Source organism: Leptospirales bacterium, from assembly GCA_019694655.1.
Taxonomy (GTDB): Bacteria; Spirochaetota; Leptospiria; order Leptospirales; family Leptonemataceae; genus SSF53.
Window position 1 is genome coordinate 120,976 of sequence record JAIBBN010000006.1, and the last position, 20,613, is coordinate 141,588.

Sequence of the window (20,613 nt, forward strand, 5' to 3'; positions counted from 1 at the left end):
TTGACCTCGGGATGACAGCCAAAAACCTGGCGCCATGAGTCGTGCAATCAACTTCTCCGCCGGTCCGGCTACCCTGCCCCTCGAAGTCCTGCAAGAGGTGCAAAGCGAGCTGCTCGACTACAAAGGCAGCGGCATGTCGATCATCGAGATGTCGCATCGTGGCAAGGTATTCGACGCCGTTTACAAGGAAAGTATCGAACGATTTCGTCGTGTGGCTGCCATTCCGGAGCGCTTCGACGTACTCTATATCCAGGGCGGCGCCTCGCTGCAGTTTGCAATGATCCCGATGAACCTTTCCGGGAAAGGGCGCAGCGCCGCCTACGTAAATACCGGCGTATGGTCGGAAAAAGCCATTGAACAGGCAAAGATCCAGGGATTGGAGCTATGTCTGGCGGCCAGCTCGGAAGACCGGAATCACAACTATATTCCAGCGAAACTGGAGCTGCGTCCCGGTCTGGATTATTTGCATCTAACAAGTAACAATACAATCTACGGCACACAGTGGGCGCAATTCCCCGATGCCGGCGACTGCCGCCTGGCGATTGACATGTCATCGGATTTTCTCTCGCGGCCCATCGACTGGCGCCACATTGGACTGGCCTATGCTGGCTTGCAGAAGAATGCCGGACCCTCCGGGCTTACCGTCGTGGTCATTGACCGCGAGTACTACGGACGCGAGGCGGAGCATACGCCGACCATGCTGCGCTACAGCACCTACGCCAAAAACGACAGCATGTACAATACGCCTCCCACCTTTCAGATCTACGTTTTCGGGCTGATCCTGAAATGGATCGAATCAATGGGCGGATTGACCGGCGTGGAGCGGCACAACCAGGCCAAGGCGGCGCCAATCTACCAGGTCATCGATGAGTTCCCGGAATTCTACGCCGGTCATGCGGTGCGCGAGGCGCGCTCGCTGATGAACATTACCTGGAATTTCCCCAACAAAGAACTGGAAGCGGAGTTCTTGAAGGGCGCCGAGGCGCTGCACATGGATGGCCTGAAGGGTCATCGTCTGGTTGGCGGATTGCGCGCCTCGATCTACAATGCCATGCCGCTGGAGGGCTGTCAGGCCCTGGCCAATTTCATGCGCGAGTTTGCACGCCAGAAAGGCTGATTGGCCATGTGGATCCGGCTGGGCGACAACGAACTTCTCAATCTGGATCATGTAATCTCGATTAAGAAAGGCGGCCAGTCGACGCTGGAGATGCGCTATGCCAATCCTGACGCCAATCGGACGGTGCGCTTTCGCACCGATCAAGAGCGCGATCTGGTTTTCGAACGCGTGATCAAGAATATGGTAACGCTTGGCCTGGCGATGGAATGAGGCTGCGCATCTTCCAGCACGTTCCCTTTGAGAGCGCGGCGATGATTGGCGATTGGGCGGAGGCCCGCGGCGTTGAAGTGCTTGTGACTCGCCTGTTTGCCGGCGAGCGACCGCCAGGCCACGCCGATGCCGACCTGCTGGCGGTGATGGGCGGACCGATGGGCGTCTATGATGAAGGACGGCATCCGTGGCTGATCATGGAGAAGATGGCCCTGCAGCAGTGGCTGGACGCAAAACGGGGCATCCTTGGCGTTTGCCTGGGAGCGCAGCTACTGGCCGAAGCGCTTGGCGCCCGCGTTGAGAAAAATCGAGAGGCGGAGATTGGCTGGCGGCCTGTAATCTTCAGCGATAGAGCGCGCCAGCATCCGGCCTTTGGTCATTTTCCCTATAACCCGATGGTCTTGCACTGGCACGGCGATGTCTTTTCGCTGCCCCCCGGGGCCTTGCACCTTGCTTCCACCGATCTGACTCCAAACCAGGCATTCTTGCAGGGCCGCGCCCTTGGCCTGCAATTCCATCTGGAAATGGACCAGGATGCAGTGGAGCGCATCATCGCCGCCTGTGCTGAGGATTTGCGCCCTGGGCCTTTTGTGCAGAGCGTGCAGCAATTGCAGAGCGGCGTCCAGGCCTATGCCGAGAGCTGTCGGACGCTGCTCTACCCTGTGCTCGACTGGCTGGCCGCCGGCGCCTGAATTTTTTTTGCAGCGGCAGCCACGGGCCAATAAATGTAACGCCAACTGATACAAATATTGGCTCTTTCTTCGATGATGTCGTGGCCTTGAACCACGGAGGAGATAGATGGTGAGTGCTGAACTATTTGGACCTTATCGACTGGGTCCGATCGAATTGAAAAATCGGGTGGTGATGGCGCCGATGACGCGCAGCCGTTCTGCGGGCAATATCCCGGGCGAAATTGTGGCGCGCTATTATGCCCAGCGCGCCAGCGCCGGCTTGATCATTACCGAGGGAACAGCGCCCTCGCCCGATGCTCTGGGTTATGCGCGCATCCCTGGCGCATATTCCGAAGAGCAGAAGCAAGGCTGGCGCGGCGTGGCCGAGGCCGTTCATGCCGCCGGCGGGCGCATCTTTGTGCAACTGATGCATACCGGCCGCGTGGGACACCCGCTGAATTTGCCGGCCGGCGCTGTGGTGCGCGGACCGACGGCAAAGCCGCTTTCTGGAGAGATCTATACGGACGCCTCTGGCATGCAGCCCTACGCCGTGCCGCAGGCGATGAGCCAGGCGGATATCGATCGCGCCGTGCAGGAATTCGCCCGCGCCGCGGCCGTCGCTGTGGAGGCTGGCATCGATGGCATTGAGCTGCATGGCGCCAACGGCTATCTGCTGGATCAATTCTTGAACGCCAATATCAATGATCGCGACGATGCCTATGGCCGCGATGCTGGCGCTCGCAATCGACTGACGCTTGAGGTTGCTCGCGCTGTGGCCGGCGCTATCGGCGCAGATCGAACAGGCATCCGGCTGTCGCCCTATGGGGTCTTCAACGATAGCGGGGCCTTTGCCGGAATAGATGCGCAGTACGAAGCGTTGAGCAAGGAACTATCGGCGCTTGGCCTGGTCTACATTCATCTGGTCGACCACAGTGCAATGGGGGCGCCAAAGCCGCCGCAAAGCCTGGTGCAATCGATTCGACAGAACTTCAAGGGTACGCTGATTCTCAGCGGCGGCTATGATCGCAAACGCGCCGAAGAAGACCTGCAGGGCGGACGCGGCGACTTGATTGCCTTTGGACGACCCTGGCTGGCAAATCCTGATTTGCTGGAACGATTGAAGACCGGCGCCGCCTGGAATGAGCCGGATGCTGCCACTTTTTACACGCCAGGCGAAAAGGGATATCTGGACTATCCGGTGCTGAGCGCCGCCGCGCGCTGAAGGCCGCCAGGTTCGGGCAGGCCGCGGAGCATTGTTGTTGCTGCGGCCTGCCCATTGGCGGCGGGCAGAGATGCCGGGACTATGCGGCGTCCGCTGGCGGCAACGTCCGCCAGCGGCGCCTTGACCTGCGCTGGCATTTTTGCTAGTCTGTAGCAATGGTCGTGTACGGTCGTAGCGGACTATTGCTGGCGCCCTTGCTGTTTGCTTTGCATTGCAGCGGCTTTTCCTATTTTGACAGGCCGCAATCCCCGGGTCTATTTGTGCAGCGCGATGTGGTTTACGCGGCCTCCGCTGCCGGCGAGCTTCGCGCCGATCTCTATCTGCCAGCGGCTGATGGACCGCGCCCGGCGCTGATTGCCCTGCACAGCGGCAGCTGGCGTCGCGGCAGCAAGGAACGCATGTCTGCAGTCAGCTTCGCCCTCGCCGCTCATGGCTATGTAGTACTGAATATCAACTATCGATTCGCCCCGCAGTGGCCCTTTCCTGCCCAGCTGGAGGACGCGCGGGCTGCCGCGGCTTACCTGCGTACGCATGCTACTGAACTGCAGGTCGATTCGCAGCGCATTGGAGCGCTGGGTTATTCAGCCGGCGGGCACATTGCGCTGATGCTGGCCTATTCCGACGCCGGCGCCGCCGCGCGGATCCAGGCCGTGGCTGCCGCCGGCGCCCCCAGCAACTTGAATGAACTCTATGACCTGCCCGTGCTGCAAGGGCTGGTTGGCGCTGCGGATATTGCCAGTTCCCAGCGCGCCGAGCTGTACCGTCAGGCATCGCCGCTGCGCCATGTCAGTCGCGACGATCCGCCCACGCTATTGATTCATGGCCGCTACGACCGGATTGTTCCAGTCGAACAGAGCCGCCAACTCCAGCAGGCCCTGATTCGCGAGCAGGTCTTCGTGGAGCGCCGCGAACTGCCGCAGGGCCACATGCGTACGACCCTCGGCTACAACGAAACCGAAGTCCAGCTACTGTTGGCCTTTTTTGACCGCCACTTACGACGCGCGGGAAGCGCGGCTCGCTAGAGGGCCGGCAACTCCGCGCGCGTCGTCTTATGCAATATCGGTCAAGATGGTTCGGCCTGCTGGTCGTCGTTTACGGCTGCAAGCGCGGCCTCTGACTCCAGGCTGCGTGCGCGATCATCTACGCCTTTGCTGCGGTACAGCGCGGCCAGGCGTCGCAGATTGGCGGCGTTCTCCGGATGTCGAATGCGCATTCGCTCGCCGCAGTCGATCGCTTCGTCGATAGCGCCAGCCGCTTCGAAAATCTGAACGCCCAGCTCCAGGAAGCGCGAATCAGCGGGACGCATAATCAGATAGCGGCGTGCAAAACTGGCGGCCTGACCATGGTCCTGCAAGCGGTGCAGTACGCGCGCCATGCCGCGCAATACCAGGGCTTCGTCGGCCTATTGCTCCAGAGCGCCTTCCAGGATGCGCCGGCTCTCGCCAAAATTCTTGGACTGCCAGGCCTCGCGCGCCCTGCGCAGCGCCGCGCGCATTGCTGGGTTCTGTTCTTTGGGAAGCTCGCCCCTGCGGTACTGGACGCGCAGCAAGCTGAGATCGTCGGTCAGTTCGCCGCTGGCCTTGATCAACTCTATGATGCCGTCCAGATCGCCGCCAGCTTGTTCGACGTGGCGGAGAAAAAGCGTTTCATCCTCATTCATACGCCGTTCGGCGTTCGCTGTGTTCGTGGCGACATCGTCGCGTCCGTCTGAACCAAGGATCAATATGTCTCCTGCAATTAATTCGTGCACGGCAATGCGCAGCCGACTGCCAGCGACGCTATAGCCCAGTTTGCGTAGCGGAGTGTCATTGCTCAGGAAGCGAGCTTCGCCGGCGCGATACAGCGCCGACTCGGGATGCTCGGCATTGATCATGAACAGTGCGCCGCTTTCGTCGTCGATCAAGCCCAGCACCAGCGACACCAGCATCGAGCCATCAAAGCTCTTGAATACGCTGTGCATTTCGGTGAAGGCATACTTGAGCCACTGCTCCGGCGATTGTCGTTGGATCAGCGGCGATGCCAGCGATCGCTCAATGTTAGCCTGAATCATCGAGCCGAGCACCAGAATGCCGCCGGCCCCCTGCATCGATTTGCCCATGGCATCGGCGTTCAAGAAGACTGTGCAGGGACGATTGCGCAGAACAATACTGCGCGCCAGACTCAAGTCGCCGCCGATTGACTCCTGGCGCTTCTTGAACTCAAAGGTCTTCTTCTGCAGCGTCCGCTCCTGAATTTCAACGAGGTCGCTTTGCAGGCGAATTCCGCCAAGCGGTTTGAGCAGCAGCGAGGTCAGGAAGTAGTCGCCGTCCTGCTGGTATTTCAGTGCGCGGATTTCGTCGAGGCTGGCGCTCAATTCATGGGTGCGATCCAGAACCTTTTGTTCCAGTTCAGAGTTCAGCTGCAAGAGCGATCCATAGCTTTGCTGCAGCTCCCGCGAGAGAGAGTTGATTACATCCGCCAGCTGTCCCAGCTCATCCTTGCGCAGACTGGGAATTTCCTTCTCATGCAGTCGATCAAATTGTCGCGCCGCTACGGCGTCGCCCAGCTCGCGAACGGCCTGGGTGGTGGCGCGCATCGGGCGGACAAAAAAGCGATGCAGCAGTATGCCGGCGACCAATATGCCAAAGAGAATCGTCGCGCCAACCAGCGTCAGAATGAAGCGATTGATCTTGGAAGCGACGGCCTGCATCTCCGAGAATGGCTTCACAACTACCAGTTTCCAGTAGGAGTCGGGCACGTGGAAAATGAAGGCTTGCGAATGCTCGCCCAGCAGGAAGTCGCTGTCCATGGGGAATTGGCGGTAGAGGCGCGAACTTTCCGTTCGTTCGCGCAGCGGATCGGCGATGACGGCGGCGATGAATTCAGCTTCTTCCGGCGTGATCTGATCGCTGTCGGAATTGACCCGACCGGCCACATCGGCGCGAAATCGCGGCGAAGAGCGTGCGCTGCTCAGGATGTCGCGGTTCATGTCCTCGACTACCTGAGCGATCGGCCCAAACAACGGCTGGCGTCGGGCAAATTCGCGCACTGTGATGAATTCCTCTGTGCGCTCGCCCCGCGAATCTTTGCCAACCAGCTTGACCATTTCCGGTCGCGGGAAAGTCAGGAACTTGTTGTTTCGATCCAGTAAGAACACATAGCCGCCTGTCCGCTCCTGAATCTTCTGCATGAAGGCGTGCAAGCCCTCGAGCTTCAAGTCGATGGTTGCCACGCCGATAAAATCCTGCTCCTGTCGCATGGCCACCGTGCAGGTCACCATTGGCTGGTAGGAGTATGGGTCCATGTAGGACTTGCTCCAGAAGCATTTGCCATCGCGCGAATAGCGCACCACCGGGTACCACTCATCGTGATGGTAGCCGCGGCCATGGTTGTAGTCGTCAAAGTATTGCAGTGCGCCCTGGTTATCGCGACCGTAAAAAAAGCTGCGTCGCTCCACGCCAGGTAAGAAGCGAAACGGCTCCGGCCAGAGGCCGCCGCCGGCAACATCGCGGTCGGAGTCGAAGTCGATGACGCGCGGGGCAACCCGTTGCACCAATGAAATGTCGTGGGGCACCTTGACGCCGACTGCTGCCAGGCTGCGGGCCAGGGCTTCGATCTGCAGCGAGCGTTGACCTATTTCGGCGATCGCATTGTTGCCCTGTTGCTCGACCAGGCGCGCCGATTCTTGAACCACCAGGTCCTTGGCCTTGGTGCTCATGATCAAGGCAATGCCGGCCATGTCCCAGAGCGGAATGACCGTGAGTGCCAGAACGATGAGCACAGTAATGCTTTTATACCATTTTATCTTTTCAACAATTTGATGCATGAACAGCGCCTTTTTCTCAAAGTGCGCAGAGCGAGATTTGATGGTCTAAGTCTCAAGTATTTTTGGCTCGCTCCCGCTTTCTGGCGGGCGGCGACGCCATTTTATTGCATCCGGGGGGCGTTGCCGTGCGGCGCTACGGCCGACGGCCTTTCGGTCGACGCCAGGGCGCCAAACTTTGGGGCGAAACGGCGTACAATCGGGCGCCGCTTGCGCCGTCCGGGCGTCCCGACTCAGGCGGCGTTGGAATTGCGGGCCTCGTCTCTGGGCGGACCGAAGCGTTTCATCAAGGTTACTTGATTGCCGGTCTCATTGTAGCGAATGACATCAAATACCTGGCGGGTCAACAGTATGCCACGGCCATGGTAGCGATCGGCGTCAACCTGCTCGCGCTGCAAGGCCGTACGGTGGTCAAAGCCTGCGCCCTGGTCGCGAATGACAAACAGCACGCGTTCGGGTCGCAAGGAGTAGACTACGGTCACAGTGCGCTTTCGGTAGTCCGGGTGTTGCTGCCGTTGCTTGATCAACTGAAAGTGGGTGCCCTCGCTGGTCGAGCGGTGCTTTTCATCGAAGCTGATGGCCAGATTCCCGTGTTCAATGGCGTTCATCAGCATCTCCTTGACGCCAGCCTTCACAGCGTAGGCCGTATCTTCGTCACAATAGCGACTCAAGTTCGAGGTGATTGCATCCAGAACCAGATCGGCCATCGAAACATAGTTGCCGATTACAAAGCGTCGCGATTCTCGTTCGGTGTGCTTGGCCAGCAGGTTTTCGAAGGGCGCCATGGCCTTGCCAAAGGTTAGAGTCGCCCCGCTCTCGTCCGTGACGCGCTCAAATTGTACGATCATTTCGCGCGGTTCATTCTGCGCCGTGCCCAGCTCCAGATTGACCTTGATCGACGGCTTTTCGGCGCTCAGCTGTTGAAAGGTCTGTACAATCTGCTCCATGCGCAAGAGGTCGCGAATCGTTCCGCTGCGATACAGCAAATCCACAAAGGGAATTCCAATAGTTGAAGAAATGCTTCGCCCCAGCAAGCGACGGACAGCTTGATTGATGGTGGCGATTTCTCCGGCAGCATTCAAAGCAAAGATGATATCGCCGGAGTCTTCTACCAAAAAGCGGTACTTGCGTTCTGATTCGCGCAGTTCGGCGTCGCGCTTCTGAATACGCTCCGCCATTGTGTTGATGCCGGCGATGATCTCATCCACGTCAAGGCGCTGCGAGGGCTCGATGCGGTGCTGGTAGGCGCCCTCGGACAGCAGCTGCAGGCCGCGTTTGACCGGGGCCAGGGGCGCCAGCAGCAGTCGGCGCAGTAAGAAATTTGTCACAATCAAGATGGTTGCAATGGAAGCGGCGACAAAGGCCATGGTAGCGCTGAACAGCGTTAGGCGCAAATTGCGCACTGAGTTGCGCGTCACAAAGACGCGGACCTGGCCAAGACGCTGGTCGCGCAGCCGGATCTCTCGCTCTACGACAAAGTCCGAGCCAGGCGCCGGTTGCGGTCCGAAATCGTAAACAGCGCCGCTCTCATCGCGCACCTCAATGCGAGCTATGTCGCTGGAATCGGAATAAGCGCGACCAATGCGCCGAATGGAGTCCTCATCCAGGTTCCACATCGGCAACGAGAGCACTTCGGCCAGACGGTCGGCGCGTTCCGCGGTGCGCTCACTGAGACGCATTTCCTGATCTGCGGCCAGCACCAGATAAACGACCAGCCCCAGGATCGCCAGCGTCAGCGAAACTGCGGCCATCAGCGCCAGCGCCAGATCGCGGGCCAGGGTCCTGCCGCGCAGCAGTCGCTGCAGCCACATCTACTTCCAGTCTCCGAGGCCGTAGGCTTCCAGAATCCTGGCCAGGCGGCCGCTGCTTCGCAGCTGGCGGATGCCATCATCCAGCAGCGCCGCCAGCTCAGCGGAATCCGAACGCTTTGGCGAAAAGCCAATGTAAGTGCGCTGCTGGACGCCCGGCGAACCGGCCGCTTCCACCTGTGCGGCGATGTCAGGATTGCGGTGAAGGAAATAGCGCATCCTGGTTTCATTCTCGACCGTAGCGCCAATGCGATCCAGAACCAGTTTGCGCATATTCTGGTCAAGACCGCGGTCGCCGTATACAACCTCGATGCGATCAGGATTGCTTCGGTTTGCTTCGACGTAGGCGTCCACCTCTTCGCCGTAGCCGTACTCGTGGACCACGCCCAGTTTTGTCTCTGCCAGGCTGTTAGGGCCGCGGTAGCGCCAGCGGTTGCCGCGCTGTACCATAAAGATGTCGCGCGATCGACCAATCTCCTCCGCGGGGAAAATGAAGTCCGGCGCATCCGATTTGTAAGCGCCGACAATAGCTGAAAATTTCCCGTCGCGCGTTTCTTCGATCGCGCGCGCCCAATTCATCAAGGCATAGTCCACTTGAATTCCATGCAGCGCAAAGGCCTCGCGGGCGATATCAATCATGAAGCCCTGCTGTTGACCCTGGGCCTCGCAATTGAAGGGACACCACAGATCAGCGCGAATACTCACAGTGCGATCCGCCGGCGCCGACTCGGCGGCAGTGTTCGTCGACGGGTCTGATGGGGCCGGCCCGCAAAGCGTCAAAAAGAAACAAACCAGGCAGAGGCCTGACGACAAAAAAATTCGCTGATACAAGGCGACGCCCTCCGCGAACGATCTCAAAGTTCCTGCGCTTTCACACAACTCGATTTCGATGAGTACTTGCCGCTACTTGCAACTGCAAGAACTACGACAAATCGTTTGAGGGGGATCGGAGGAAGAGATGAAGGCAATTCAATTTGCGAACTTTGGCGAGCCAGATGTTTTGAAACTGGTCGAACTCGCACAGCCAGAGCCGGGCGAAGGCGAGGTGCTGGTTCGCGTTCGCGCTGCTGGCGTCAATCCAGTTGACTTCAAGATTCGTCGCGGCAGACTGGAAGGCTTTTTGCCAAGCAAACTGCCGGCAATCCCTGGCTGGGATATGGCTGGCGATATTGTTTCCCGCGGGCATGGCGCCTCGCGCTTTGAGGCGGGCGACGCTGTCTTTGGCTACTGCCGTCGACCCTGGATCGAGAAGGGATGCTATACGGAGTACATGGCTGTACCGGAATGTTACCTGGCGCGTAAGCCGGCGCCGCTCAGTTACGAGCAAGCGGCGGCCGTGCCGCTGGCCGGACTTACCGCTTATCAGTCGCTCTTTGATGCCGGCAAATTGCAGCGAGGTCAACGGCTGGCGGTTCTGGGCGGCAGCGGCGGCGTGGGCAGCTTTGCTCTGCAGCTGGGTCGATTGACCGGCGCGCATGTGACGGCCGTGGCCAGCGAGCGCAACCACGCCTACATGAAGGAGCTTGGCGCAAATGAGTGCGTCTCCTACGACCAAAGCGATTGGCTCCCGGCATTGAAAAGCCGCGGCCTTTTTGATCTGGTCTTTGACTGCGTTGGCGGCGAGCTTACGGAAAAGGCCTACGATTTGTGCAAGAGCGGCGGCGCACTGGTCTCCATTCTCAAAAGCGCAGCGGGTACGCTGGCTGCAGATAAGGGCATACGCCATGAATATGTTTTCGTAGCCCCCAGCGCTCGCCAGCTGGAAATACTGCGCGAGCACTTTGAGCATGGCCGACTGCAAGCGCCGGCGCTGGAGACCTTGCCGCTCAGCGAGGCGGTGCGCGCTCACGAGCAGATCGAGAAGCTGCACACGCGCGGAAAGATTGTATTGCAAATCGGTTGAGGTCCATTATCCAGGCGGCGGATGAACCTGATCTCGCTCGATTCCCTGGGACATAGCAGCGGCGACCGGGCGCTATTCAGCGACTTATCCGTCGGGATCGACGAAGACGAGCATGTGGCTTTGATCGGCGCCAATGGCGCCGGCAAGTCGACCCTGCTCGCCATTGTCTTTGGCGCAAGCGAGCCCGAGCGCGGCAGGGTAGTTCGAAAGCGCGATTTGCATATGGCGCTCTTGAGGCAGCGTCCCGAGTTTGCCGCTGGCCAGCGCGTCGGCGACATACTGATTGCAACTGAGGTCTCCAGCGAGACGGCGCGACGCCGGCATACGGTACTGCAGGGCCTGGGCGCGCCGTCGCCGGAGCGGGTCCTCTCCGAACTTTCGGGCGGCGAACTGCGCAAGGCGGAATTGGCCAGGGTATTGCTCAGCGGCGCCGAGCTGCTACTACTCGATGAACCCACCAACCATCTCGATGTGGACAGCATCCTCTGGCTGGAAGCCTATCTGCGAGATTTCCCGGGCGCCTTCCTGCTGGTAACTCACGATCGCTATTTTCTGGATCGCGTTGTTCATCGTATACTGGAGCTGGATCGCGGCAAGATGCATCAGACGCGCGGCAGTTACAGCGATTACCTGGAAGCGCGAGCCGCTCGCGAAGCGGCGCTGGCCCTGAACGAACGGCAAGCGCGCAGCTTTTTGCGCAAAGAAAGCGAATGGCTGCGACGACAGCCGAAAGCTCGGGGTACGAAGCAGAAGGCGCGCATCGATCGCATTCGAGCCGTGGAAGAACGCGATCGCCCGCAGCAAAAGCGCTCGTTGCAGCTGGAAAGCGATGGCCAGCGTCTGGGCAATAAGATCCTGGAACTGAAAGACATCGGCAAACGATTTGGCGCGCGCTCTGTATTTTCCGGCTTCACGCGCTACTTTCGAGAGGGCGAACGTCTGGGGATTGCCGGGCCCAATGGCGCCGGCAAGAGTACGCTTCTGGCTGTGATCGGCGGGCGACTGGCGCCGGACGAAGGCGAAGTCATTGTCGGCGTCAATACACGCATCGCCTACTTCGACCAGCAGAGCATGGAAATGCCGGAAGAACAGAAGGTCATTGATTTTGTGCAGACCCAGGGAACCGAACGCTTCAACTCGCCGGCCGGCGCCCGTTCACAGGCGGCGCGCCTGCTGGAACAATTCTTATTCGACGAGAACCAACAATATGTACAGATCAAACAGCTGTCCGGCGGCGAGCGGCGAAGACTGCAATTGGTCTGCCTCTTGATGCACAACCCGAATTTTTTGATTCTCGACGAACCGACCAACGATCTGGATATCGATACCCTGAGTGCGCTGGAAGAATTTCTCGAGCAATTCCGCGGCGTCGTACTGGCTGTATCGCATGATCGCTACTTCATGGATCGTGTTGTCGATGAACTGCTGATCCTCGATGGTCAGAGCGACGAGATCGCCGGTCATGTCGGCCCTCTTAGCGAGTATCTGGCCCAGCGCTCCGAGCAAGTAACGATGTTGTCTGAAGACAGAGCGGGCGTCGCCGATCTACAGCGCGCCACTGAAAAGGATCGAAAAGTCGGACCAAAGATTGCGCCGCAGGAGCGTCGTCGTCAGGTGCAGGCTCTGGAGCGACGCATTGCAGCGCTGGAAGAAGAGGAGCGCAGCCTGCGCAACACGCTTTCCGGCGGCGAGACGCTGGCCGAGCGCATTGCCGCTGCTGCACAGCGCCATCCCGAGGTAGAGCGCGAGCTGGCCGAATTACTGGAACGGTGGTCGGAATTGGCCGGCTAAATCCTCCGCCGGCCGCCGCTGGAGGGCGCGGTCTCAGCTATGGCGCCGTAGCCAGCGTCCAGCGGCGCGCAATTTTTCCAGACTGTCGAGCAATACGCCGGGCGGCGGGGCGCCCGGCTCCAACCACGTGTCGGCGCTGCGATCCTGCTCCGGATAAAGAATGATGACGTTGGACTGATGCAAATTCTGGATCACATGTTGGGGCGCGGTTTCCATATGTCGCTGGTAGGATACGCCGCCCTCGCGCGAAGCGACAAAGACCAGCAGATCGTCGGGTCCCAGCGTGGACAACAGGTCATTCAGATTTTGCCAGCTGGACATGGGATGGTAGTGCGCCTGCCCCCTGAAGCGCCAGCTATGCAACAGGCCTTGAATGGCGTTGAGGCCTGAAGCCGGTCCATAGAAGCTGATGTCACGCCCCAGCTGCCGCGACAATCGCATCATACTGCGCAGCCAGTGTTCAAAGCCGGCCTCGCTTTCGGCGTTTTCGGGAATGATCGTTGCCATGCGCTTTACGGTATTGAGCGGCTGAACGATGCGCGTTACCAGCACCGTCTGGCTGGCCCGGGCCAGCACGCCGTCCAGCACGCTGCCAAAGAGGCGCGCCGCCGCAGAGGGGGCCGCGTTCCAGCCAAGGACGATATCCGTCGCTGCCAATTCATTGGCGGCGCGCAGGATGCCAAGCGCAGCATTCAAATCGATGCGCGTAATGATTTTGGCCTGCTGCCCGGAAGCGGAAGCCAATCGCGCCGCGCCTTGCAGCATCTTTTCTGTTGCTACCACGCGCTGGCGCGCTTCTTCATCGTCGCGCACCACCGCCAGTGCGTAAATTGGATCGTGATTGTCCGGCGCCTTGATCATTAAGGACAGACTGATCAGCGCGCCAATCGTACGCGGATCGGCAATGGGCGTCAGGATCTTTTGCTGCCGACCGCCGCTATCCGGCAGCGACTCTGTCTGCAGCGCCAGCTTGCGCGCCGAGCGTTCTACAGCGATGGAACTGAGAATGGACGTGGCCAGAATCAGCAGCACCGCGCCATTGAGCACTCTGGCATCAAGAATGCCCAGATCAAAGCCGACCAGAGCGACGGCCAGCGTGGCGGCGGCGCGCGCCGTGGAAAGGCCAAAGATCATGCCGCGATCGGCGGCGCTGAAGCGAAAGATTCTCTGAGTGGCAAAGGCTGCCAGCCACTTGCTGGCCACGGCCACGACAATCATTGCCGCCGCCAGCAGCAACGTATCCCAGCCGGCAAACAGCGCGCGAAAATCTACAAGCATGCCGACGCCGATCAGAAAAAAGGGAATAAACAGCGCGTTGCCGATGAACTCAATGCGATTCATCAACGGCGAGGTATGCGGGATCAGTCGGTTGAGCGCCAGGCCCGCAAGCAAGGCCCCAATGATAGGTTCCAGTCCCCCGACGTGGGCGACAAAGGCTGAAAGAAATACCGCGCCCAGAGCAAAGGTGTAATGGGCTACCTCATCTTCTACGTACTTGTAGAAGATTCGTCCAAGCAAAGGAAAAGCCCAGACGGTGATGGCGCCGACCACGCCGATTGTTAGCAGCAGCCGCAGCCAGAAGACCGGAGTGAGCTCGCCGCTGGCCCCGCCGGCGACCACGGCCAGAGCCAGCAGGGCAGCCGTATCAGTAATCAATGTTCCGCCAATGGTTACGCCGACGGACTCCGCCCGCGCCACTCCCATGCGGCTGACCAATGGATAAGCCAGCAAAGTATGCGAGGCAAACATGCTGGCGACCAGAATGGAAGTCGGCCAGCCAAAGTTCAGGGCCCGCGACAGGGCGATGCCCAGCAACATTGGGATGGAAAAAGTCAGCAGGCCAAAGACCAGACTGCGATAGCGGTTCTTCTTGAAGTCGTTAAGGTCGACTTCAAGGCCGGCCAGAAACATAATATAGAGCAAACCAACGGCAGCAAATAGTTCGATGCTGGCGTCGCGATCCAGCAGATGAAAGCCGTGGGGGCCAATAACGGCGCCGGCCAGAATGAGACCGATGATGCCCGGAACGCGCAGGCGACGGGCAAGGGCCGGTGCGGCCAGAATCACAAATAGCACGATGGCAAAGATCAATACCGGATCGCTGACCGGCAGTTGCAGCTGGTTGCGCAGGTAGTCGAGCATCGGCGCCCTATCTGACGGCGGCCATCAGAACTTCAAGGCAAAGAGCCCGGGCCTTTTTCAAGTTCGAGCAAGCGCCGCTTGCGATCGGGATGCCAGCGGTAGCCGCGCAGGGCGCCGTCGCTGCCAACCACTCGATGACAGGGAATGATCAGGGCAATGCGATTGGCGGCGCAGGCCCCGGCCACCGCCCGACTGGCGCGCGGCTGGCCGATGCTGGCGGCAATGGCCGCGTAGCTGCGCGTTTGACCGTAGGGAACCTGGCGCAGGGCATCCCAGACGCGACGTTGAAACTCGGCCCCGATCAGATCAACATTCAGGTCCAGATCACGGCGTTGCCCGCCTAGATAGGCAAGGACCACGGCCCGTTCCGATTGCAGCTCGCTGTCGGAGCGCAGCAGCTCCGCCTGGCAGAACTCGGCCAGCAGCTCCGCTTGCAGCGGGACATCGCCATCGCCCAGGTACAGCGCACAGATTCCTCGCTCGCTGGCCGCTAAGAGCGCGCGCCCCAGCGGCGACGAAAACAGGCAGTAGCGGAGTTGCAGTCCCCGTCCGCCGCGACGGTAGGCGCCGGGGCTCATGCCCAGCTCGCGCGGCGCAAGTTCGTAAGGACGGCGCAGCGAGTCAAAGCCGGCGTCGAGCGCTGCCGCCAGCACGTCCTCGCCGCTGCGCAGCGATTGCTTGAATTGTTGCAGGCGACGCTTCTCCTGATAGCGACGCGGCGATAGGCCGACAGCCTGGCGGAAACGGCGCTGCAAATGAAATTCGCTGAGCCCCACGTGGGCCGCCAGCTGGCCAAGGCTGAAGCGCTGGCCCTGCTGCAGACCGCCTTCCAGCCAGTCCAGCGCCCGCCAAACGGCGGCCTCGCCGGCCGCAGATTTTTGCGTTGGTCTGTCCATAGCGTGGAGTATGGCCGATGTTTGCCGGCGGCGCTTCCCGAAGCTTGCGCTTCATTGCCTGCCGTCAGAATTCAATAGGGATCGTCGCTCAGACCAAAGAAGCTGGCCAGCTGATTTTTGGCGTCCGTATAGCCTTCATGGATCAATTGATCCGCCTGGCGTTGACTGAAATTCATGATCGAGCCAAACCCAAGCATGCGCTCCGGCGCCACTGTTGCCACGCGCAGTCCGTCGACATTCAGGAAGCCGCGCGTCAAGCGCCGAAAAACGCCGCCGCGACCCATCTTGAAATTCCAGGCAAGGTGCGACATGAAGGCCTCATAGCTGCCGTTCAGCGATTGCTCAAAGACGCGCTCCAGGGCCTGACGGCGGTTGCGCGGCAGAGGCAGACGTCCGCCGCCTACCGGACTGAGCAAGACTACAATGATCTCGCTGGCCCCGCGCTCCAGCGCCGGCAGAATGGGCGTGTTCATCATGACGCCGCCGTCCCAGTGCGGTACGCCATCAATGTACTGCCAGGGAAACAGAATGGGTATGGCGCTGGAAGCCATCACATGTTCCAGATCGATGACGCGATGGTTGAAGAATTTCAACTGACTGGTCAGAATGTTCACTGCAGCGATTACGATTTCGATATCGCTCTTGCGCAGCTGAGGCAGGTTGAAGCGCTCTTGCAAGAAAGCCTTGAGCGGCGCAGTATCCATCACCGGAGTAAAGCTGCGTCGCGTAAAGAATTGAATGATCTGCGTCAGCAGCGATACGCGGTACACTTTGCCGCGCTCAATTGTCTTCCAGATTTGGATCAGCTCTTCCAGATTCTGGCCGCAGCCGATGCCCACTGCGTTGATGGCGCCTACCGAAGTGCCGCAGACCAGATCGGGCTTCCAGCCCATGCTCAGCAGGAACTTCCAGACTCCAACCTGATAGGCCCCGCGAGCGCCTCCGCCGGACAACACCAGAGCGCGGCGGTATTTCTTCTTTTCGTAGCGTAGCGCCACAATCGCCAGGCTGCCGCCCGCAGGGGCGCGCTACAAGTCCTTTCAGTCAGCAGCGTCGTGCGGCTGAGCCGGCTGGCTTCAGCCTGGATCGTCGCTGTGGCTATCCGCCGGCGGCGCCGAGCGGACGATGGTGTGAATCTGAAATTCGGACTGAACGAAGCGCTCGGGGTTGGCGCGATAGCTGACAAAGACAGTGTAGTTGCCGGCGCGCACAATCCACATGAACTCCGTTTCTTTCAGGTAGGGCAGCTCCTGGAAAATACCGCGCACAAAGGCCGACGCCCTGGTAATCCGCTGGTAGCGAAGACCGCTGGCCGTCAAATTGCGTACGAACTGCGGGCCGGAGAAAGGATCTTCGCGCGGGATGTTGCGCACCACGGCGCTCAGCAGGTTCCGCTCCAGGGTTTCCTGGCGGACCTGGCGCTCGTTGGGCAGGCTGTCCAGATAGTCATTGTAAAACTCGCGGTCCAGATCCGCGGCGGATGCAGGCTGCGATGCTGCGGAATGAATCGCCAGCGCGCACAGCAGGCCGGCAATCAAGGCGCAGGCGAGCCTTGTTGTGCGGGGACGCCGATGCGACAAGTGCAGGACCATACTGTTTAAAGTATCGGCGAAAAGGGGGCGGCGCAGGGGCCAAATGCTCCGAAACTGAATAGTGCTGGCGCGCAAGAATGAGCCGCTCAGCTTGTTGTAACTAGGCATGACGCAGCCACCTCCGACAACGGTTGAAGTCTCTGGCAATGAGATTCGCAAGGAACTGCAGATCAGCCCCGACGGAATGGAGGCTCGTCTGCTGGTGCGCTCCCAGCAGCCTGTCGGCCTGACCTTTGATGAGGTCATGGACCTGCTGAACAGTCACAAGATCGTTTTTGGCATTGATCACGTACAGATTCGCCGGCAGCTGGACGAGTTTGCCCGCGGGACCAATCACCACCATTTTGAATCGGTCCTGGCGCGCGGGTTGCCGCCAAGCCCTGGCCAGGATGGCAAGGTGGAAGTTCTGATTCCGCCGCCGCCGCCGGTCACCATTGATGAACATGGCCGCGCCGACTACCGCAACGTGATGCGCTACCGTATGGTAGAAAAGGGCCAGGCGCTGGCCAGGCTCTTTCCGCCCATTCCAGGCAAAGCGGGGATGGACATCTTTGGCGAAGAGGTCGAGCCGCCGGCGCCCAAACGAGCGGATATTGTCGATGGCCCCAACGTACAGATTTTGACTGGCTCCAATGAAATTGTGGCGCGCGTCCGCGGCGTCTTTGTTCACGAAAAAAATCGCATTGATGTAAATCCGATTCTACAGATCCCCGGCAACGTCGGCCTGGAATCCGGAAACGTAAACTACGATGGCCACGTGCGCATTGGCAATACCATCGAGCGCGCCGCCGAGGCCTACTGCACCGGCGATATGGAAGTGGGCGGCGCCATGGAAAGCGGCCAGGTGCGCGTTGGCGGAAGTTTGACGGTGCGCAAAGGCATCAACACGCGCCATGAGGGGCAGGTATTTGTTGGCGGCGATCTGGCGGCTACCTACATCGATAACTCTGTCGTGACGGTGGAGCGCGACGTTCAAGTTTACAAATCGATCATCTCCAGTCAGGTTCTGTGCTATGGCAATGTGAGCGTAGCGGGCTCCAATTCGGCGCTGGCCGGCGGCGAGCTGACCGCATATGGCTCGGTGACAGCGGACAACATTGGATCGCGGACAGAGACGCCGACCAAAATCAATCTGGGCGTCCATGTCCGTAACATGCAGTACTACAAACTGCATATTAAAGAGTTGGAGGACACAGAGCGCGACCATGAGAAGTTGCGCGATGATGTTGCCAAGATCAAGAACTACATCACGAGAATGCGCGGGCAGGTGCCGGTGGACAAGCAGGCCCAATTTCGCGCCGTCTACCATCGCTACAAGGAACTGGTGGAGCTGCGCGAGCGCCTGGGAAAACAGATTGCCGAGTTCCGCGAGTCGCGATTCAATCCGGCCGAGGTGCGCGTCATAGCCAGACAGGCCATCTATCCCGGCGTTGAGATTCACTACCGCGACGCCATTGAAAAGATTACGGTGATGCAGACGCGCGTGGTGCTGCGTTTCGTTCCAGGGATGCTGAAGGTGCAGATGGAGGCGTGGAAGGGTTGAGGCAAGGGAGCTATCGCGGCAACCGCAAGGCGCCCTGTGGCTTGTTTTTTAGAAAGGCAAGCAGCCGGCGGCGCGTGGCTGGATTGGCGCTGCAGGCTAACTGCTTGCCGATGCGTTCGGTACTGATCAATTCGGCGCGAGCCAGTTCGCGCACGTGATGCGAAACAGTAGGCGACCCGACGCTCAGCCCGCGCACAATGTCCGATAGATAACATTTGCCGCGGGCGTGGATGCGCTGCTCCTGGCGCTCCACGATTTCCAGGTAGAGGCGCAGGCGATTGGGGTTGGCAAGGGCCTGAAATACGGCAGCCATCTTCTTGATTTCCTGAGGATCGGGCGACATTCCTTCCGACATGGTCTGCAGCGCGAAAGCGGGCCAGCCAAATTTGCTCCGCTTGCGCCAAATCTGAATTGACGATTCCATAGTTCGATATATATCGAACTATGGAATCGTGCGGGGGCCCGAATTGAACATCTTCCTGACCGGCGCCTCCGGATTTATCGGCGGCGCGATTGCCGCAAAATTGCGCGGCGGACATCGACTGTTGGCCCTTTCGCGCTCTGAAAAGAGCGACGCCAGTATCGCGACCCTGGGCGCCGTCCCGTTGCGCGGCCAGCTGGGCGCAATCCGACCTGACGATCTGCGCGGGATTGATGTCGTCATCCATTGCGCCGCCTACGTCCAGCAGTACGGTCCGCGCGAGGCCTTCCAGCAAGTTACCATCGAGGGCACAAGGCAATTGCTGGAGGCGGCCAGAGCGGCCGGCGTGCGACGCTTTTTGCACGTCAGCAGCGAGGCGGCGCTCTTTGTCGGGCAGGACATGATCGACATTGACGAGGAATACCCCTATCCCCAGCGCCAGCGCTTCCTCTACTCCTGGTCCAAGGCCGAGGCCGAGAAACTGGTCCGCGCTGCCAATGAAGACGGCGTCTTTGAAACCATCTGCCTGCGGCCAAGACTGGTCTGGGGACCCGGCGATCAGACGGTGCTGCCGGCGCTGGTGGATATGGTTCGCAAGGGGAGCTTTGCCTGGATGGACGGCGGCCGGGCCCGCACCTCCGTCACGCACATATATAACTTTGTTCACGCAATTGAGCTGGCGCTGCAGCGCGGCAAGGGCGGCAGCGTCTACTTCATCACCGACGATGAATCGATGACCTTTCGCGAATTTCTTACGCGCTTGATGGCCACGCGCGGAGTGCAGGCGCCGCAGCGGTCGATGCCCTCCTGGCTGGCGCGCGCCAGCGCCGCCGCGCTGGAATCAATCTATGCCCTGCGCGGGGCCGCGGCCGCGCCGCCTTTGACGCGCTTCGCCGCGGCAATCATGTCCGCCAGCTGCACAATTCGAATTGATCGCGCCAGGCGGGAGCTGGGCTATGCGCCTGTTCTCAGCGTGGAGCAAGGACTGAAACTTCTGGCAGAGGAGCAAGCAGCATGAAGGATTACAGCAACATCGGTCGACTGGCAGTGCGCATTGTACTTGGAGCGCAACTGCTGTTGGGCTTCGTATTCAATTTGTTGCACTGGCCGGACACCGTCGCCACCAGCGCGGCGATGCTGGGCGATAGCCTGGCGCCGTGGGCCAGCGCCGGTGCCATCGCCCTTCTGGGACTGAGCGGACTTTCCTTGATGTTTGATTTTCGCCCACAGTGGGGCGCCATCCTGCTGGCGCTCTTTCTTCTGCCGGCAACGCCCTCGCACATCCTATCGGCGCGGGAAGCGCGTCAACAGGGCGAGGCGGCCGTGGCGGCGCAGCCGGAGGAAGCCGGTCGCCTGCCCATTCGTCGGCTGACTGAAATTGCCGATCGCGGTCAGATAGCAAACGTTGGCAAAAATCTGGTCTTGCTGGCCGCCGGCGTCTGGCTGGCGTTGAGCGCTGGCCCGCGCAGCAAGAAGAAGGCAGCCGGCTGAATTT

19 protein-coding genes are annotated in these 20,613 nt (G+C 60.0%); 10 read left to right on the plus strand and 9 right to left on the minus strand.

From position 1 onward, the window contains the following. Positions 1-34 precede the first annotated feature (34 nt). The 5 genes from serC (at position 35) to K1X75_10995 (ending at position 4,242) form a co-directional block, all read left to right on the plus strand. Positions 35-1,117 (plus strand): 3-phosphoserine/phosphohydroxythreonine transaminase, encoded by a 1,083-nt coding sequence (serC, locus tag K1X75_10975; GenBank protein MBX7058577.1) that lies wholly within the window; start codon positions 35-37, stop codon positions 1,115-1,117. A 6-nt stretch (positions 1,118-1,123) separates the two neighbouring features. Beyond that, complete coding sequence (locus tag K1X75_10980; GenBank protein ID MBX7058578.1) at positions 1,124-1,327, plus strand: hypothetical protein; 204 nt, start codon at positions 1,124-1,126, stop codon at positions 1,325-1,327. Then, on the plus strand, positions 1,324-2,019 hold the full coding sequence (locus tag K1X75_10985; GenBank protein MBX7058579.1) for a hypothetical protein: 696 nt from the start codon (positions 1,324-1,326) through the stop codon (positions 2,017-2,019). Before K1X75_10980 ends, K1X75_10985 begins: the two co-directional genes overlap by 4 nt. 106 nt (positions 2,020-2,125) lie before the next feature. Continuing rightward, positions 2,126-3,220, plus strand: coding sequence for an alkene reductase (locus K1X75_10990; GenBank protein MBX7058580.1), 1,095 nt, complete (start codon positions 2,126-2,128; stop codon positions 3,218-3,220). Positions 3,221-3,375: 155 nt separating this feature from the next. Further along, on the plus strand, positions 3,376-4,242 hold the full coding sequence (locus tag K1X75_10995; protein MBX7058581.1) for an alpha/beta hydrolase: 867 nt from the start codon (positions 3,376-3,378) through the stop codon (positions 4,240-4,242). A 41-nt stretch (positions 4,243-4,283) separates the two neighbouring features. Here the strand turns inward: K1X75_10995 and K1X75_11000 are convergent, their stop codons facing one another. The 4 genes from K1X75_11000 to K1X75_11015 all read right to left on the minus strand — a co-directional run bounded on the left by K1X75_11000 (position 4,284) and on the right by K1X75_11015 (position 9,535). After that, positions 4,284-4,595: a hypothetical protein gene (locus K1X75_11000; protein ID MBX7058582.1), complete on the minus strand. Its 312-nt coding sequence runs from the start codon at positions 4,593-4,595 to the stop codon at positions 4,284-4,286. A gap of 27 nt (positions 4,596-4,622) precedes the next feature. Then, positions 4,623-6,980, minus strand: coding sequence for a SpoIIE family protein phosphatase (locus K1X75_11005; GenBank protein MBX7058583.1), 2,358 nt, complete (start codon positions 6,978-6,980; stop codon positions 4,623-4,625). A 275-nt stretch (positions 6,981-7,255) separates the two neighbouring features. After that, positions 7,256-8,833 carry an ATP-binding protein gene (locus K1X75_11010; GenBank protein MBX7058584.1) on the minus strand — a complete coding sequence of 526 codons (1,578 nt, stop codon included), beginning with the start codon at positions 8,831-8,833 and terminating at the stop codon, positions 7,256-7,258. Next, the gene (locus K1X75_11015) at positions 8,834-9,535 is read right to left on the minus strand and encodes a transporter substrate-binding domain-containing protein (GenBank protein MBX7058585.1); all 702 of its coding nucleotides are present in this window, start codon (positions 9,533-9,535) and stop codon (positions 8,834-8,836) included. A 253-nt stretch (positions 9,536-9,788) separates the two neighbouring features. Here K1X75_11015 and K1X75_11020 point away from each other — a divergent pair, with 253 nt between their 5' ends. Both K1X75_11020 and K1X75_11025 read left to right on the plus strand, forming a co-directional pair. Beyond that, positions 9,789-10,733 carry an NADP-dependent oxidoreductase gene (locus K1X75_11020; protein ID MBX7058586.1) on the plus strand — a complete coding sequence of 315 codons (945 nt, stop codon included), beginning with the start codon at positions 9,789-9,791 and terminating at the stop codon, positions 10,731-10,733. Positions 10,734-10,754: 21 nt separating this feature from the next. Next, positions 10,755-12,524 (plus strand): ABC-F family ATP-binding cassette domain-containing protein, encoded by a 1,770-nt coding sequence (locus tag K1X75_11025; GenBank protein MBX7058587.1) that lies wholly within the window; start codon positions 10,755-10,757, stop codon positions 12,522-12,524. A 33-nt stretch (positions 12,525-12,557) separates the two neighbouring features. On the opposite strand, the gene K1X75_11030 is transcribed toward K1X75_11025, so the two are convergent. From K1X75_11030 to K1X75_11045, 4 genes are all read right to left on the minus strand, one after another. Beyond that, positions 12,558-14,666, minus strand: coding sequence for a cation:proton antiporter (locus K1X75_11030; protein MBX7058588.1), 2,109 nt, complete (start codon positions 14,664-14,666; stop codon positions 12,558-12,560). A gap of 32 nt (positions 14,667-14,698) precedes the next feature. After that, on the minus strand, positions 14,699-15,562 hold the full coding sequence (locus tag K1X75_11035) for a methylated-DNA--[protein]-cysteine S-methyltransferase (protein MBX7058589.1): 864 nt from the start codon (positions 15,560-15,562) through the stop codon (positions 14,699-14,701). Between the two features lie 71 nt (positions 15,563-15,633). Continuing rightward, positions 15,634-16,560 (minus strand): patatin-like phospholipase family protein, encoded by a 927-nt coding sequence (locus K1X75_11040; protein MBX7058590.1) that lies wholly within the window; start codon positions 16,558-16,560, stop codon positions 15,634-15,636. Positions 16,561-16,638: 78 nt separating this feature from the next. After that, on the minus strand, positions 16,639-17,100 hold the full coding sequence (locus K1X75_11045) for a hypothetical protein (GenBank protein ID MBX7058591.1): 462 nt from the start codon (positions 17,098-17,100) through the stop codon (positions 16,639-16,641). A 160-nt stretch (positions 17,101-17,260) separates the two neighbouring features. Between K1X75_11045 and K1X75_11050 the strand changes: the two genes are divergently transcribed. Next, a complete protein-coding gene (locus K1X75_11050) occupies positions 17,261-18,697 on the plus strand; it encodes a FapA family protein (GenBank protein MBX7058592.1) in 1,437 nt (478 codons plus the stop codon). A 10-nt stretch (positions 18,698-18,707) separates the two neighbouring features. Here K1X75_11050 and K1X75_11055 read toward each other — a convergent pair whose 3' ends face one another. Then, a complete protein-coding gene (locus K1X75_11055; GenBank protein ID MBX7058593.1) occupies positions 18,708-19,040 on the minus strand; it encodes a helix-turn-helix domain-containing protein in 333 nt (110 codons plus the stop codon). A 124-nt stretch (positions 19,041-19,164) separates the two neighbouring features. Here K1X75_11055 and K1X75_11060 point away from each other — a divergent pair, with 124 nt between their 5' ends. Next, the gene (locus tag K1X75_11060; protein ID MBX7058594.1) at positions 19,165-20,136 is read left to right on the plus strand and encodes an NAD-dependent epimerase/dehydratase family protein; all 972 of its coding nucleotides are present in this window, start codon (positions 19,165-19,167) and stop codon (positions 20,134-20,136) included. Further along, on the plus strand, positions 20,133-20,609 hold the full coding sequence (locus tag K1X75_11065; protein ID MBX7058595.1) for a hypothetical protein: 477 nt from the start codon (positions 20,133-20,135) through the stop codon (positions 20,607-20,609). The genes K1X75_11060 and K1X75_11065 overlap by 4 nt, the downstream gene beginning before the upstream one ends. The last annotated feature ends 4 nt before the right edge of the window (positions 20,610-20,613 follow it).

Bases quoted from the DNA above. Each gene is read 5' to 3' on its own strand.
- serC (MBX7058577.1), top strand. From the start codon at position 35: ATGAGTCGTGCAATCAACTTCTCCGCCGGTCCGGCTACCCTGCCCCTC.
- K1X75_10980 (MBX7058578.1), top strand. From the start codon at position 1,124: ATGTGGATCCGGCTGGGCGACAACGAACTTCTCAATCTGGATCATGTA.
- K1X75_10990 (MBX7058580.1), top strand. From the start codon at position 2,126: ATGGTGAGTGCTGAACTATTTGGACCTTATCGACTGGGTCCGATCGAA.
- K1X75_10985 (MBX7058579.1), top strand. From the start codon at position 1,324: ATGAGGCTGCGCATCTTCCAGCACGTTCCCTTTGAGAGCGCGGCGATG.
- K1X75_11065 (MBX7058595.1), top strand. From the start codon at position 20,133: ATGAAGGATTACAGCAACATCGGTCGACTGGCAGTGCGCATTGTACTT.
- K1X75_11035 (MBX7058589.1), bottom strand. From the start codon at position 15,562: ATGGACAGACCAACGCAAAAATCTGCGGCCGGCGAGGCCGCCGTTTGG.
- K1X75_11030 (MBX7058588.1), bottom strand. From the start codon at position 14,666: ATGCTCGACTACCTGCGCAACCAGCTGCAACTGCCGGTCAGCGATCCG.
- K1X75_11020 (MBX7058586.1), top strand. From the start codon at position 9,789: ATGAAGGCAATTCAATTTGCGAACTTTGGCGAGCCAGATGTTTTGAAA.
- K1X75_11000 (MBX7058582.1), bottom strand. From the start codon at position 4,595: ATGGCGCGCGTACTGCACCGCTTGCAGGACCATGGTCAGGCCGCCAGT.
- K1X75_11055 (MBX7058593.1), bottom strand. From the start codon at position 19,040: ATGTCGCCCGATCCTCAGGAAATCAAGAAGATGGCTGCCGTATTTCAG.
- K1X75_11050 (MBX7058592.1), top strand. From the start codon at position 17,261: ATGACGCAGCCACCTCCGACAACGGTTGAAGTCTCTGGCAATGAGATT.
- K1X75_11010 (MBX7058584.1), bottom strand. From the start codon at position 8,833: ATGTGGCTGCAGCGACTGCTGCGCGGCAGGACCCTGGCCCGCGATCTG.
- K1X75_11025 (MBX7058587.1), top strand. From the start codon at position 10,755: ATGAACCTGATCTCGCTCGATTCCCTGGGACATAGCAGCGGCGACCGG.
- K1X75_10995 (MBX7058581.1), top strand. From the start codon at position 3,376: ATGGTCGTGTACGGTCGTAGCGGACTATTGCTGGCGCCCTTGCTGTTT.